The following is a 14,934-nucleotide window of genomic DNA, read 5'->3' on the forward strand; positions in this document are numbered from 1 at the left end:
ATAATTCTATTTGCTATGCAAGCTTTATCGGCTCAGCATACCATAACTATTGATGGAACTTTGGATGCTGAAAACAAGGTGATATCAATACAACAAGAAATCACTTATACCAACGAATCAAAAGACACCTTACGAGAAATATTTTTACACGATTGGGCAAATAGTTTTAACAGTAAAACTACCCCCCTTGGTGAACGCTTTTCTGAAGATTTTTTAAAACGATTTTATTTTGCAAAAGATTATGAGCGTGGAGCTACCGCTATTGAGTCAATTACAGACAAGTCTAATAGTAGTCTAACCTGGGAGCGTTATAATCAAACTCCTGATATTATAAAATTAGATATTGACAAATCATTATATCCTGGAAACAGTGTTACGTTTATTTTAACATATAAAGTAAAAATACCTAATGAAAAATTCACACGATATGGTTATCATAAAAATGGTAATTTCAGTCTCAAATATTGGTATATTGCTCCTGCTGTATATGATACAAAATGGAATATCTATAGCCATAAAAACCTAGATGACTTATACGCGCCATTAACCGATTACACCATAAATATAACCTTATCATCTGATTATAATCTTACTAGTGAATTTGATCAGAAAGAAGCATCTCTGCCTAATGAGGAAACTAAAAATGTGCAACTTATTGGTGAAAAAAGAAACGAAGTAAATCTGTATCTGGAAAAAAATAATTCGTTCTATGACTTTCAGATGAATGGGTTAAAACTCATTAGTAACATAGAGGATAATGATTTAATGCCAGAGATGAAAAGTGTGGCAACAAAAAGAATCGTTAAGTTTTTAGAAAAAAGATTAGGCCCATATCCATTTGACAAAATTTTAGTCTCAGAAAATGATTATAAAAACAATCCTGTATATGGATTAAACCAATTACCTGATATATTGAGACCGTTCCCGGATGGTTTTCAATATGAAATTAAGCAACTGAAATCTATTACCGAAAGCTACCTGGAAAAGACACTAATTATAAATCCTAGATACGATGCTTGGATAAAAGATGCTATTCATATCTACCTAATGATGTCCTATACAGAACAGTATTATCCAGATATGAAAATCATAGGAAACCTAAGTAAAGTTATCGGTATTCGATGGTTTCACGCTGCAGATTTAGATTTTAATGACCAGTATTTTCTAGGGTATAAAAATATGGCAAGATTATTTCTGGATCAACCTCTTACTGAACCGCAAGATAAACTTATAAAATTCAATAAAAATATCGCCAATGCATATAAGGCGGGGATTGGTTTTAAATATTTAGAAGATTATCTGGAAGACGATAATATCTTATCAGAAGCTGTTAAAAATTACTACATCAATAATACATTACAGCTTACAAACTCTAAAGAATTCGAAAAGATCTTAAATGATTTAACTCCTAAAAATATTGATTGGTTTTTTGAAGACTTCATACCCACTAATGAGAAATTGGATTTCAAAATTAAATCGATTAAAAGAAAAAATGACTCTCTTGAAGTTACCATAAAGAATAAAAGAAATAATGCAATGCCCGTCTCACTGGCTGGATTAAGAGATGGACAATTAGTTTCCAAAACATGGATAACCAATATTACAGGGAAGAAAAAAGTAAAAATCGCCAATGATGATATCGACAAATTGGTTTTAGATTATGATCAAAATATTCCAGAAGTAAATCGCAGAAATAATCATCGAAATCTAAAAGGAATTTTTAATAAACCGATACAATTCAGGTTTTTACAGGATATAGAAGACCCCACACGTAGTCAGGTGTTTTACATTCCAGAATTTGAGTTTAATGTGTATGATGGTTTAACTATTGGTTCTAAGTTTTATAATAAAACATTCATAAGACGAGATTTTGATTATAGAATTACTCCTAGTTATGGTTTTCTATCTAAAAAACTAATTGGTTCTGCTTTTTTCCAATACAGAGATCAAATTGCAGATTATGGGCTTTACCAGATTAGATATGCATTTAGTGGCAGCATGTTTAGCTATGCCCCTGATTTATTATTTAGGCGTTTCTCCCCTTCTGTTGATTTTTCTTGGAGACCACAAGATCTAAGATCTAATGAGAGACAACGGCTTTCTATACGTAGCGTAAACGTGTTTAGAGAACGGGACGATAATGATCCTGTAGAAACCCCAGATTATAGTGTTTTTAATGTTAGATATAGATATTCTGATTTTAATCTTTTGGACTTTACTTCTTATATATTTGATTATCAAATAGCCAAAAACTTTAGCAAGCTATCTGCCACCTTTAACTATAGAAAAGTGTTTTTGAACAATAGACAAATAAATCTCCGTTTATTCGCTGGTGCTTTCCTTTTTAATGATACGGAAAAGGATGGTGATTTCTTCAGCTTTGCTTTAGATAGACCAACCGATTATCTTTTTGATTTTAATTATTTAGGACGTAGTGAAGACACTGGATTAGTAAGTCAACAAATAATTATAGCAGAAGGAGGATTTAAATCTCAACTTGACTATCCTTTTGCTAACCAATGGATTACTACACTTAATGCCAATACTAATATTTGGAAGTGGATATATGCATATGGAGATGTTGGTTTTGTTAAAAATAGAGGAATGTCACCAAAATTTGTGTATAATGCGGGTGTACGAGTGAGTCTTGTTGCTGATTATTTCGAGCTTTTCTTTCCGATAGCCTCTAATAATGGTTTTGAAATAAATCAACCTAACTATAATGAGCAGATTCGATTTATTATTACACTAAGTCCACAAACACTTATTGGATTATTTACCAGAGAATGGTATTAATAATAATTAAAACTGTTTTTAAAACAATTACTTACTTCAATACTCTGCTTCAAATCGATTTTAATCAAAGATAGTTTTCACGAACATGTATTTCTTTTTCTGGAGTAGTTCTTATTAAATACTTCATAAAAAGATAAAGACTTAATACGTGAGCAATATTAATAAATACAGTGAAAATTTTACTTGAATAAAATAACTCATTTATAGGTAATAAAGACACTATAAATATGCATAAAAAAGCTACTACAAGTAATTTCAAACCTTCTTTTGACATATCTTGTACATATATAAGATAAGACACTAGTATATATGACGTAGAGCACATTAGACAAACAACTACTTCTGGAACGGCTTCTTTAACAACATCAATAAGTAACTGAGAAATAGCATATATCAAATACAAAACCAATCCAGAACTAACTAAAATAGGTATTGATAAAAAAGTACTACGCTTAATATTTCTAACCAATAAATACCTTCTCAACGCAAGTGTACACGATATAAAATATATAGCTGTCAAAATACATATTATGGAAAAATTCTGGACGAAATCGGTATAAATAAGAGTATCGCAAATAATCATGGAAATTAAACTAAGTACATACCACAAATTTATTTTAACTACACGTTCAAAATATATGACCCCAATAGAAACTATCATTGTTGGTAGTCCATAAGCTAAATATTTTCTATCAAAAAAAACAGCAATTATAATAACCGCTGTAAAAGCAAAATAGAATAATATATCTGTTAGCTTTATATTTTTCAAAAATATGCTGTTACTTCTTATGAATTCATTTCTGTTTTAAAGAATCACTGATGATCTTATAGAGTTCTTCAACAACACTTCTAAGTTATATTATTTTTTGGATTTGTAGGAAAAAAATGAACTTAACCTTAAACCTACTTTATTAAACCTTAAAAAATAAGATTTCTAAAAAACTAAAAACCAAGTTTTTAAATAAAAACAATCTAAATAATCTTATTCAAAAAATAACAATTAAAAGTTTAAACCACATACAATCGAAGTATATCGACACTACACATCACACAAATCAAACAAGCTTTTATAGATTACAAATTCAAATATTTCCTATGATAAATCTACAAAACAATAAATGTGAAAATTTTGAATATTTGTTAATCAGTTCTTAAAATAATGGTCTAAAAAAAGAATTATATAACAAAAAGTTGATTTATGTGAATTATCCTTAATAAATTTAATACTTCTTGCCTTGGAATTGGCGTGGATTTTAGCTAAATTTGCGGACCGTAAAACATCGTTCACATGCAGCCTGAAACAACAATTACACCTAATATTTCTTTTGAAGAATATAGAAATCAAATACTTAGAGATTACAAAATTGCTTTAATAAGTAGAGAGTGTAGTTTATTAGGACGAAGAGAAGTCCTAACAGGAAAGTCCAAATTTGGAATTTTTGGTGGTGGAAAGGAATTACCTCAGTTAGCAATGGCTAGAGTTTTTCGTGATGGTGATTTCAGATCAGGGTACTATCGTGATCAAACGTTTATGATGGCTATAGAGCAATATACTGTAGAACAATTTTTTGCAGGTTTATATGCTCATACTGATATTGAAAAAGAACCTTTTGCAGCAGGCAGACAAATGGGTGGTCACTTTGCTACTCATAGTCTTAATGAAGATGGATCCTGGAAAAATTTAACTAAACAAAAAAATTCTAGTTCTGACATCTCTCCTACTGCCGGTCAAATGCCAAGATTATTAGGTTTAGCACAAGCATCCAAAGTATACCGTAACGAGAAAAGTGTAAAAGAAAATACTAATTTTTCTATTAATGGAAATGAAGTAGCTTGGGGAACTATTGGTAACGCAAGTACTAGTGAAGGTCTTTTTTGGGAAACTGTAAATGCCGGTGGTGTTCTTCAAGTACCAATGGTTATTAGTGTTTGGGATGATGAGTATGGAATTTCGGTACACGCAAAACATCAAACTACAAAAGAAAACATATCTGCAGTTTTAGAAGGATTTAGACGTGATGAAAAGCACGATGGATACGAAATCATAGTAGTAAACGGTTGGGATTATCCAGCTCTTGTAGAAGCCTATGAAACTGCTGAAGATTTAGCTAGGGAACAGCACATTCCGGTTATAGTGCATGTAAAAGAACTAACACAACCGCAAGGTCACTCTACTTCAGGATCTCACGAACGATATAAAAGTGAAGAAAGATTAAACTGGGAACGTGAACATGACTGCAATAAGAAATTCAAGGAATGGATTATTGAACATAATGTCGCTACAGCAGATGAATTGCTTGCATTAGAAAAATCTTGTAAGAAAATAGTTAGACAAGGTAAAACCAGCGCTTGGAACGCTTACTTATCTGAAATTGTTGCTGAACAAAAACAAGCACTTCTTATGTTAGAAGCTGTAGAATCTAAAAGTGCTAACAAAAATTTCATCTCTCCTCTTGTAAAGACATTGGCAGATAAAGATGAGCCAATCCGCAAAGATATTCTTGAAGCAACTCGAAAAACGTTACGATATATTGTTAAAGAAGATTTCCCGGAAAAAACAGCGCTTCAAAATTGGATTAACAGTTATATAGAAGAAATTCAGCCTAAATATAGTGATCACCTCTACAATGATTTTGATAGTAATGTTACTAAAATCAAAGAAGTTATACCTCAATATGCAGAAAATGCAGAGATTGTAGATGCTCGTTTGATTCTTAGAGATAATTTTGATCAAATATTCAGTAGAATTCCTGAATCCTTAATTTTTGGAGAAGACAGTGGTAAGATCGGTGATGTTAATCAGGGACTTGAAGGATTACAAGAAAAATTTGGAGATATAAGAGTTTCAGATGCAGGTATCAGAGAAGCTACTATTATCGGTCAGGGAATTGGTATGGCTATGAGAGGTCTTAGGCCTATTGCCGAAATACAATATCTTGATTACATTTTATACTGTATACAAGGATTAAGTGATGATCTCGCAACCTTAAGATACAGAACATTTGCTAAACAAAAAGCACCGTTAATTGTTAGAACAAGAGGACATAGACTAGAAGGTATATGGCATTCTGGTTCTCAAATGGGTGGTTTAATTCACCTATTACGCGGAATTCATATTCTTGTACCGCGAAATATGACTAAAGCTGCTGGGTTTTATAATACTTTAATGGATAGTGACGAACCGGCAGTGGTAATAGAATGTCTTAACGGATATCGTCTTAAAGAAAAAATGCCTTCTAACCTATCAGAAATTAGAACACCTGTTGGTGTCGTTGAAACGGTAAAAGAAGGAAGTGACATAACACTTGTTTCTTATGGATCAACGCTAAGACTAGTAGAACAAGCAGCTAAAGAATTATTATCATTAGGTATTAATGCAGAAGTAATTGACGTACAATCCTTAATCCCATTTGATTTAACTCACGATATCGTAAAAAGTGTAGCTAAGACCAATAGATTAATGATTATTGACGAAGATGTGCCTGGTGGAGCTACGGGGTATATACTTCACAAACTTATTGATGAACAAAACATTTATCAATATTTAGATAGTGAGCCGCAAACGCTAAGTGCACAACCACATCGTCCGGCATTTGGAACTGATGGAGATTATTTCAGTAAGCCATCTACAGAAGATATTTTTGAGAAAGTTTATGATTTGATGAATGAGGTTAATCCTGTAGAATATCCTAAATTAAGGTAAACACAAAACCTTAGTCAAAAACCGTAACATTCGGTCTAATAAACATATGTATTCTTCTTTGCTGACAAGCTTAGAAAAACAAAACCCCTCAGAAAGAGGGGTTTTATTTTTAAAATGGGTTTTCTATTCGTATACGCTCTCCTTCTTTATAAGAAATAACAAATATATTCTTATCAATAATCCCAGATTGAAGTAGGATCTTTCTAAATTCCTGAGCTTCTTCAAGGGTCTCAAAAATACCTAAACTAAGTTTATAATAATATGTATCGTTATAAAAAAGAGTATTGGTGAATTTTTCTGAAACCAAAGAAACCTTATCCGTTGTAAAGGATTGTATTTGAACAGAATACACGGTGTCTTTATTTATTAAACTTCTATATAAATAAAGATCCTTTATATTTTTAAGATCGGGTTGCTCCTTTTTTAATTGATTCAACTGATTTTTAAGTCCATCGATCTCTGATTGAAAAGAGGAGAATTCTTTATTATTAGTGGTTACACTACTACTGCTATTACCTACCCAAAACACCACATATATAATCAATGTTATTGTAGTAATTAATAGAACAGAGCAAAGTATCTTAAACATTATTTTAGACGCTCTGTTCTTTTTGAGTTCTAATGATCTATCATTAAGAAGATCCTCTAGTTTTTGTTGTTCAACCTCGGCTTTTTCTATCTGATAATGCAGTGATAAAAGATCTTCATTTTTAATATCTGGCATTTTTACGGAGTATTAGAAAGATTTATAGGCTTATGGTAATTTCTGTTTCTTTATCTTATATACAATTCCATCACTTATTTCTAAAATCATAATAGGCTTATCTGCAATAATTTTCTGAAAGGCCTTTAAAGGAAATCCTCTAGAAATTTGATTTATATCTTGAATGCGAACTTTGTCATTTAATTCGAGCCTTCTTAATTTATTACTAATGTTAGAAACATAATAATTGTCATATAAAAAATACAACGTATCACCATTTTTATCAATATCATATTCTGCTTCATTATTTTCTTTAGCTTTTTCCACAGCTTTTCTTCCTTTATAATATTCTATAAAATCGGCTTCAATAAAAATTACTCCGTTGTTTCTAAATACCTTTTTAACATAGCAATGTTTTCTCTCGAATTTTAATTTATTGAGGGTATCCGTAGCTATTCGTTTTTCTCCTTCTACATTAGTGTTTGTAGTATCTGCAGATGCTGTACCAAGACTATCTGTTTCATAAACTAATCCTTTTTTATAATCTGCAATATCAGATTTAAGCTTCACTAGTTCTTCTTGTAAAGAATCGTTGGTTTTCTGAATTTGATCTATATCTACCTGTGTGTTTTCACTTTGATCGTTAGAAAACGAAGCATCTTTTTCACTTAGATAATATATTCCTCCAGCCATAACAAGAATCACAGTCAGAAAAAAAATCATAAAAATCAAACTGTTCCTCTTACTCTTCTTTAACTCTTCTGAAATAGAAACGAGACGATTCTCCAGCTTCTGTTGTTTCATTCCGGATTTTTCAATCCTATATTGTACCGATAATAATTCGTCTTCTTTATTTTCCATTATCCCTTTTAAATTTGAAGATCAATATCTCACTATTATGGTATCCACTTAATATCTTTAAAATTAGGCTTTCTCTTTTCTAAAAACGCATTTCTACCTTCTTTAGCCTCATCCGTCATATACGCTAGTCGTGTAGCTTCACCTGCAAAAACTTGTTGCCCAACCATGCCATCATCTGTTAGGTTCATAGAAAATTTAAGCATTTTTATAGATGTAGGAGATTTTTCTAAGATTTCCTGAGCCCATTGATATGCTGTATCTTCTAATTCTTCGTGAGGTATTACTGCGTTAACCATCCCCATTTCGTAAGCATCTTGTGCAGAATAGTTTCTACCTAAAAAGAAAATCTCACGTGCTTTTTTCTGCCCTACCATTTTAGCTAAATATGCAGATCCATATCCACCATCAAAACTAGTAACATCTGCATCTGTTTGTTTAAAAATAGCATGTTCTTTACTCGCAAGAGTAAGATCACAAACTACGTGTAAACTATGCCCTCCACCAACAGCCCATCCTGGTACGACAGCTATTACCACTTTTGGCATGAAACGAATAAGTCGCTGTACTTCTAATATATTTAATCTATGCATTCCATCTTGTCCTACATATCCCTGATGTCCCCTGGCTTTTTGGTCTCCTCCACTACAAAAACTGTATACACCATCTTTAGTAGAAGGCCCTTCGCCAGAAAGTAACACTACTCCTATTGAAGTATCTTCTTGCGCATCGTAAAATGCATCGTATAATTCACTTGTAGTTTGAGGCCTAAAAGCATTACGCACATTTGGTCTATTAAACGCTATTCTAGCTACACCATTAGATTTCTTATAAGTTATATCTTGATATTCCTTTACAGTTTTCCAGTTTATCGAATTCATTTCATATTTTTTAATGCTATCAAAAATAATATAATATATTGTATCCAGCTACATCATTATAGTAGTTAAATCAAGTTAAAAAAGTAATATTTTTACATCTTTTGTATAAATTAACATGACATTTGCACGATTTTTGATATTTTAGACAAAACAGATAATTAGAAATTACTATGAAGATTCTTTTTATATTCCTTTTAAGTTGTATTAGTATCATCTCTTATGGACAAGAAAAGCCTTCACTTACTATCGATTGGGAAACGTGGAATACACAACTAATAGAAAACGACTCACGATACACATTAGAGCATAGGGAGATCACTCCTTCTCTATCTTATACCCGTGAAATAATTTCTACTGGCAATTATTTTTTAATGGAAATAAATTTAAGTGTTGATTTACGTAAACAGCATCTTAAAAACGAAGCACCAATTCTTCTGCTTCCTGAAAATAAGTTCATACAATCTAATTACGCTTTTTCTCTTCCTAGTACCGAAAATCAAAATCAAAACAACCTAAGATTTACAATAACAGGAAATGGTGGATATAACACCAATAATAGTGGTAATGGAAATATTAAAAATAATGCCTATAGAGATGCAAGTACATATACTGGCATATATTGCCCTGTAACTGGTGTACCTCTTACCTATTAAAAAACACTTTTATTTGAGACAATTAATCCTCGTTAATTAAACGAATCCCATCTTTTTCTATAACTATCTTTTTAGCTTTGTATAAAGAACCAATTGCCTTCTTAAAACTTTTTTTACTTAGCTGAAAAACGTCTTTAATATCATTTGGGTCAGATTTATCATTAAGATCAATAAATCCTCCGCTCGATTTTAATTCATCAAGTATTTGTTGCGCATTAGGTTCTATTGCACGATACCCGTGTCTTTGTAGCGTAAGATCAATTTTACCATCTGGACGTACTTTTTTCACAAATCCCTTTAGTTGATCTCCAGGAGTAACTTTTTGAAAAATTTCATCTTCATACACCAACCCCAAATGTTTTTGATTCACTATCATATTCCAACCATATGGAGAAGGGTGTGATGCCATTAAATTTACTTCATCATATGCAGATAACAATACTAATGAATTATCAAGAAAAGCATTAGTCTTACTAGAACCAACCAGTCTGTTTGTCTCTTCATCTAAATACACATAAACTAGATACCAACTACCAATCCTCATTTTAGAAGCTTGCTCTCTAAAAGGCACAAAAAGTTCCTTCTCTAGTCCCCAATCCATAAAGGCACCAATATCAGAAACTGTAGTACATTTTAAATAAGCAAATGAATTAACCGTAGCATAAGGTTCTAAAGTAGTTGCTACTATTCGCTCTTCATGATCTAAATATAAAAACACTTTGATTTCGTCCCTAATCATAAATTCATTGGGAACGTATTTATTAGGCAATAAGACTTCATTTCCATCATCATCGCTAAGATAAATTCCTTGATCTCTTTCTCTTACGATTTCTAGTGTATTATATGTACCAAGCTTAAGCATGTTCTATTTTTTGCGCAAAGATAATTGTTTAATCTTCCTATGTAGCATATTAAAACAAAAAAGGTGTCCATCAGAGAACACCTTTTATTATTTTATGAGCTACTATTTTATTTATAAACAGACTCTTTTTTAAAATGTTTAGCTAGAAGATAATACACTACAGCTCTATACTTATTACGGTTAGATTTACCATATGCATCCATTACAGAAGCAATTGCTTCATCTAATTTTGGTCCGTCAGAAAGTCCTAACTTTTTGATTAGGAAATTTTTCTTTACTGTTTCTAATTCTGCAGGATCACTTCCTGATACTGTAGCAGCATCTTTGTTATAAATAGATGGTCCACAACCAATAGTAACCTTAGTTAAAAAGTCCACATCCGGTGTTTGACCAATTTTATCTTTGATATCAGCAGCATACTTAGTTATTAATTCGTCTCTTTTACTCATAAGGTGATAATGTTTTAGGTTTTAGTTAATTTATTATGTTATCTCAAATATAACTTATTTATAAATGAATAATTCATTTATAAATTATATTCTATGGGCTTTTTTAGATAAAATGCCTAAAATAATCGATTAAAACACTATCATTCACTTTTCTGGGTGTAAAAACTTCTAATAACTGCGGCGAATCATTATTGAAATATAGGTTTTCAATACCTTTTAGCAATCCTATTATTCCATTTGTCTGTGTATATTTAACACTAAACATACTACAAAGCTGTTGAGCTGTCAATTTATGTTTTGTTTCAAAATAAGTGCTAAAATTATCAGTTTCTGATTTACCTGGTAAAATTCTAAAAATTCCTCCTCCGCTATTATTAATTAAAATAATTTTAAAATTAGCGGGAATGTTATCATTCCATAATCCATTACTATCATAAAAGAAACTGAGATCTCCCGTTATCAAGGTCGTAGGAACTCCAGAAGCTACTGCTGCACCTATAGCGGTAGATGTACTTCCATCAATACCACTTGTTCCCCTATTACAATACACCTTAAAGGAAGGATTCAATGAAAACAATTGCGCATATCGTACCGTAGAACTATTACTTAACTGAATCATCTGATCATCTGGAATATGATTAAAAAGTGTTTCAAACACTTTTAGATCTGTAAAATCTATACGTTCTAAATATTCGGCGTGTCGCACTCTTCTTTGATTTCTGAGAGATATCCAAAATGATTTATAATCATTCTGCAATGCCTCGGTATCAGGAAGGAAATCAGAAAAAAAAGAATTAGGGTTCATTTTTATATGTTCTGTTAAACAGAAATAAGTGTCATACGCTTTTTTCTCATCAATATGCCAATGCACTTTTGGTTGATAGTTTCTGAAAAAAGCCTTGATTCTTTTAGAAACTACCATGCCTCCAAAAGTAAGTAGAATCTCAGGCTGCAATGCCCTAAACTCTTCTTCATTTAACGATGTTATTAATTGATCAATACAATTAACATGAGTGTCGTGATGAATATTTGATGTTGTTTCAGTCAAAACCAACACAGAAGAATCTTTGGCAAAATGATCTATCCATCTTCGCTCAATACTGTTTGGCGCATTAACACCTATCAATATTATTTTTCGTTTTGCTTTATTCCATTCTATCAACATACTGGATCGTAAAGCATCCGATATACGATGTTCTAAGTACTCTACAGGAATATTTTTGGGAGAAATTGTTGGTTGTTCAATTGTATCATATAGCGGTTCATAAAAAGGAACATTAATATGAACTGGACCTCTATTTTCTATGGAAGCATTAAGAGCTAAATTAATTTCTCTTTCGTTATGCTTTTGTGCTTCGTGTTGTTTTTGTTTTATCTTAAGATCATTTATTTCTGTTTCTGGTACAATTTCAGAATATAAATTTGCAGAATACAAAATATGATTCTCGAATACATTTTTTTGACGTATCGTCTGTCCGTCACCTATATCAATACGTTCAATAGGTCTATCCGCACTTAATACTACCAAAGGAATATCACTATAAAAAGCCTCTGAAATTGCTGGATAATAGTTTAACAATGCACTACCCGATGTGCATACCAGTGCTACAGGCTTCTTAATCTGTTGTGCAATTCCCAATGCAAAAAAAGCAGCACATCGTTCATCAACAATACTATAGCAATTCATATCAGGATTTTCAGTAAAACCAATAGTCAAAGGTGCATTTCTGGATCCTGGAGATATTACAATATGATGAATTCCTTTTGCTTCACACAAAGCAACCACTGTTTGGGACAAAGGAATTTTGGAATATAATCGTTTCTTCATTCGAGTCGCTAAATTACGATATAGCCATAATTAAAGCCAGTGTTTTAATGCAAAACTTTTTTCATAGTTTCAGTCTTTCTTACGGTTTCCTCCCATTCTTTTTCTGAGATAGAATCTTTGGTGATTCCTCCTCCTACATAAAGTATTGCTTTACCAGAAGACATTTCCATACATCTTAGATTTACATACAGATTAGATTCAGTTTTTCCTTTATGATTGATATATAGTTCTCCAAGAAAACCTGTATAATATTTCCGATCATATAATTCATTCTTTAAAATAAAGGATTTTGCTGGTTTTTTAGGTAAACCGCACACAGCAGGAGTAGGATGCAATACCTTGATAATATCTTCTACATTAGAATTTTTATTCTTCAAAAAGCCTTTAATATCTGTTCTTAAATGCAACAGTGTACCTGCCTTATATGTATATGTATTTGATTTTTCAATACTGTTCACATTGGATGAGAGTTCATTCAAAACAAAATTTGTAACCATCGCTTGCTCCTCTCTCTCCTTTGATCCCCAATGCACTTCTAACGAATCAACATAAGGTTGTGTTCCAGCTAATGCCATCGTAAAAAACTGGTCTTCTTTTATAGTAACCAAAGTTTCTGGAGTTGCACCAAGCCAGGTTCCTATAGCTGGATGGTGCCAGCAATAGACAAAAGCATTAGGATAATTATCGATCAACTGTCGAAAAACCATTAAATAGTCTTTACCAGAAAAAGTGATTTCTTCTTTTCTGGACAATACCACCTTCTTAAAGGAATCATTAGCGATAGCTTCTATTCCTTCCTCAACTAGTTTTATATGATTTTTTTTTGCTTTATGATCATTATGAACGAAGAGAGATTGATTTTGATTTTGACCTTTATGTTCGGACGGAATAACTGCGCTATAACAACTGCTTTTATCCGTTGGTATTAATATCGTTTTACCATTACTATCAAATGGCGCAAAAACAAAACCTGAAGTATCATATCCATTTACATTATACAAGTGATTATCATTTTGAAGAAAACTATTTATTTTCTTTTCTCCAGATTTTCTATATACAACAAAGGGTAATTGATGATCCAATTGAGATTGGATTTTCAGATATAATGCTGAAATATCCATATTATCTGGATTTAGACAATGCTATAGTTGTTAATTTTACAATGGAGATTAGATTACTTTCTTCATCACGAATTTTAATATCCCAAAGTTGAGTCGTTCTTCCTTTATGCACAATCTCTGCTCTAGCATATACAAATCCCTCTCTAATACTTTTTACATGATTCGCAGAAATCTCTAAGCCCCTTATATAAAATTCTTTAGTATCTAAGAATATATGTGAGGCTGCACTACCAACACTCTCTGCTAGTGCTACCATAGCACCACCATGAAGTACACCATCCGGTTGATGAACCTTTGAGGTAACCGGCATTTTGGCAACCAAGTAATCTTTACCTACTTCGCAAAAAGAAATATCCAATGTTTCCATTAGCGTATTTTCGCACATTATAGCACATCTCTTCAGTATTTCTTCTTCAGTTAACTGCATACTTTTTTAAATTTTAAGTAAAAATAAGCAATGACACTAAATAATTCTAACTATATTTATGTATTATTTTAACGAACGTTCAATAAAATGCCTAAAACTAAAACATCTAAAGAAGAAGTCCTGAGTAAAGTAATTCCTGTACTAAGAGAAAGAGGCATATGCAAAAGCAGTATGAGTGAATTAGCCAAAGCATGTGAAATACAGAAATCCCACTTTTACTATTACTTTAATAATAAAGAACAGCTAATTAAAGAGGTGTTAGCTACCGTAAATAGTTATTTTAAACATAACCTATTCAAAGTAATTAAAAACAATAATTTAACTATTGAACAAAAACTTAAAAAAGTTCATGAACTCATAAACAAAATGTTTAAAAATGCGAATAGCGGATGTATTATGGCAAATACTGCGTTAGAAACTGCCCATCTCGATCCTATTTACAAGGATGAAATCAAACATTTTTTTAAAGATTTTATCGCTGGTTTACAGATTTTGCTAGAACCTAACTATTCTAAAGAAGAATCATTATCACTAGCGGAACAAATGGTTCAGGATCTTGAAGGCGGTATTTTATTGATGCGTATCTATAACGATCATAAGTATATTAACAATGCAGTTTCCAGAATGGAAAAAATCATATTAAAAGCATAATA

The 14,934-nt window shown here is 31.7% G+C and carries 13 protein-coding genes; 4 read left to right on the forward strand and 9 right to left on the reverse strand.

From position 1 onward, the window contains the following. The first annotated feature begins 15 nt into the window (after nucleotides 1-15). A complete protein-coding gene (locus tag D1818_RS03255) occupies nucleotides 16-2,796 on the forward strand; it encodes a metalloprotease (RefSeq protein ID WP_118456367.1) in 2,781 nt (926 codons plus the stop codon). 64 nt (nucleotides 2,797-2,860) lie between these two features. Here the strand turns inward: D1818_RS03255 and D1818_RS25200 are convergent, their stop codons facing one another. Further along, nucleotides 2,861-3,316, reverse strand: coding sequence for a hypothetical protein (locus D1818_RS25200; RefSeq protein WP_162897251.1), 456 nt, complete (start codon nucleotides 3,314-3,316; stop codon nucleotides 2,861-2,863). 768 nt (nucleotides 3,317-4,084) lie between these two features. On the opposite strand from D1818_RS25200, the gene D1818_RS03265 reads away from it, so the two are divergent. Continuing rightward, a complete protein-coding gene (locus tag D1818_RS03265) occupies nucleotides 4,085-6,499 on the forward strand; it encodes a thiamine pyrophosphate-dependent enzyme (protein WP_118456369.1) in 2,415 nt (804 codons plus the stop codon). A 109-nt stretch (nucleotides 6,500-6,608) separates the two neighbouring features. Here the strand turns inward: D1818_RS03265 and D1818_RS03270 are convergent, their stop codons facing one another. From D1818_RS03270 to D1818_RS03280, 3 genes are read right to left on the reverse strand one after another with little or no spacing between them, the layout of a single operon-like run. After that, nucleotides 6,609-7,223, reverse strand: coding sequence for an SPOR domain-containing protein (locus D1818_RS03270; RefSeq protein WP_118456370.1), 615 nt, complete (start codon nucleotides 7,221-7,223; stop codon nucleotides 6,609-6,611). Between the two features lie 30 nt (nucleotides 7,224-7,253). Continuing rightward, nucleotides 7,254-8,063, reverse strand: coding sequence for a hypothetical protein (locus D1818_RS03275; protein WP_118456371.1), 810 nt, complete (start codon nucleotides 8,061-8,063; stop codon nucleotides 7,254-7,256). A gap of 35 nt (nucleotides 8,064-8,098) precedes the next feature. Beyond that, the gene (locus D1818_RS03280) at nucleotides 8,099-8,941 is read right to left on the reverse strand and encodes a 1,4-dihydroxy-2-naphthoyl-CoA synthase (RefSeq protein WP_118456372.1); all 843 of its coding nucleotides are present in this window, start codon (nucleotides 8,939-8,941) and stop codon (nucleotides 8,099-8,101) included. A 170-nt stretch (nucleotides 8,942-9,111) separates the two neighbouring features. Between D1818_RS03280 and D1818_RS03285 the strand changes: the two genes are divergently transcribed. Further along, on the forward strand, nucleotides 9,112-9,594 hold the full coding sequence (locus tag D1818_RS03285) for a hypothetical protein (protein WP_118456373.1): 483 nt from the start codon (nucleotides 9,112-9,114) through the stop codon (nucleotides 9,592-9,594). A gap of 22 nt (nucleotides 9,595-9,616) precedes the next feature. Here the strand turns inward: D1818_RS03285 and D1818_RS03290 are convergent, their stop codons facing one another. From D1818_RS03290 to D1818_RS03310, 5 genes are all read right to left on the reverse strand, one after another. Then, entirely contained in the window at nucleotides 9,617-10,456 is an 840-nt protein-coding gene (locus D1818_RS03290; protein WP_118456374.1) for a S1 RNA-binding domain-containing protein, read from the reverse strand. A gap of 107 nt (nucleotides 10,457-10,563) precedes the next feature. Further along, nucleotides 10,564-10,905, reverse strand: coding sequence for a DUF2853 family protein (locus D1818_RS03295; RefSeq protein WP_118456375.1), 342 nt, complete (start codon nucleotides 10,903-10,905; stop codon nucleotides 10,564-10,566). 103 nt (nucleotides 10,906-11,008) lie between these two features. Then, nucleotides 11,009-12,733 carry a 2-succinyl-5-enolpyruvyl-6-hydroxy-3-cyclohexene-1-carboxylic-acid synthase gene (menD, locus tag D1818_RS03300; protein ID WP_118456376.1) on the reverse strand — a complete coding sequence of 575 codons (1,725 nt, stop codon included), beginning with the start codon at nucleotides 12,731-12,733 and terminating at the stop codon, nucleotides 11,009-11,011. Between the two features lie 44 nt (nucleotides 12,734-12,777). Next, entirely contained in the window at nucleotides 12,778-13,854 is a 1,077-nt protein-coding gene (locus tag D1818_RS03305; RefSeq protein ID WP_118456377.1) for a chorismate-binding protein, read from the reverse strand. Between the two features lies 1 nt (nucleotide 13,855). Beyond that, entirely contained in the window at nucleotides 13,856-14,281 is a 426-nt protein-coding gene (locus D1818_RS03310; protein ID WP_118456378.1) for a PaaI family thioesterase, read from the reverse strand. A gap of 87 nt (nucleotides 14,282-14,368) precedes the next feature. On the opposite strand from D1818_RS03310, the gene D1818_RS03315 reads away from it, so the two are divergent. Further along, nucleotides 14,369-14,932: a TetR/AcrR family transcriptional regulator gene (locus D1818_RS03315; protein WP_118456379.1), complete on the forward strand. Its 564-nt coding sequence runs from the start codon at nucleotides 14,369-14,371 to the stop codon at nucleotides 14,930-14,932. The last annotated feature ends 2 nt before the right edge of the window (nucleotides 14,933-14,934 follow it).

It is taken from the genome of Aquimarina sp. BL5 (assembly GCF_003443675.1).
Taxonomy (GTDB): Bacteria; Bacteroidota; Bacteroidia; order Flavobacteriales; family Flavobacteriaceae; genus Aquimarina.

Bases quoted from the DNA above. Each gene is read 5' to 3' on its own strand.
- D1818_RS03255 (WP_118456367.1), top strand. From the start codon at position 16: ATGCAAGCTTTATCGGCTCAGCATACCATAACTATTGATGGAACTTTG.
- D1818_RS03265 (WP_118456369.1), top strand. From the start codon at position 4,085: ATGCAGCCTGAAACAACAATTACACCTAATATTTCTTTTGAAGAATAT.
- D1818_RS03270 (WP_118456370.1), bottom strand. From the start codon at position 7,223: ATGCCAGATATTAAAAATGAAGATCTTTTATCACTGCATTATCAGATA.
- D1818_RS03275 (WP_118456371.1), bottom strand. From the start codon at position 8,063: ATGGAAAATAAAGAAGACGAATTATTATCGGTACAATATAGGATTGAA.
- D1818_RS03280 (WP_118456372.1), bottom strand. From the start codon at position 8,941: ATGAATTCGATAAACTGGAAAACTGTAAAGGAATATCAAGATATAACT.
- D1818_RS03285 (WP_118456373.1), top strand. From the start codon at position 9,112: ATGAAGATTCTTTTTATATTCCTTTTAAGTTGTATTAGTATCATCTCT.
- D1818_RS03290 (WP_118456374.1), bottom strand. From the start codon at position 10,456: ATGCTTAAGCTTGGTACATATAATACACTAGAAATCGTAAGAGAAAGA.
- D1818_RS03295 (WP_118456375.1), bottom strand. From the start codon at position 10,905: ATGAGTAAAAGAGACGAATTAATAACTAAGTATGCTGCTGATATCAAA.
- menD (WP_118456376.1), bottom strand. From the start codon at position 12,733: ATGAAGAAACGATTATATTCCAAAATTCCTTTGTCCCAAACAGTGGTT.
- D1818_RS03305 (WP_118456377.1), bottom strand. From the start codon at position 13,854: ATGGATATTTCAGCATTATATCTGAAAATCCAATCTCAATTGGATCAT.
- D1818_RS03310 (WP_118456378.1), bottom strand. From the start codon at position 14,281: ATGCAGTTAACTGAAGAAGAAATACTGAAGAGATGTGCTATAATGTGC.
- D1818_RS03315 (WP_118456379.1), top strand. From the start codon at position 14,369: ATGCCTAAAACTAAAACATCTAAAGAAGAAGTCCTGAGTAAAGTAATT.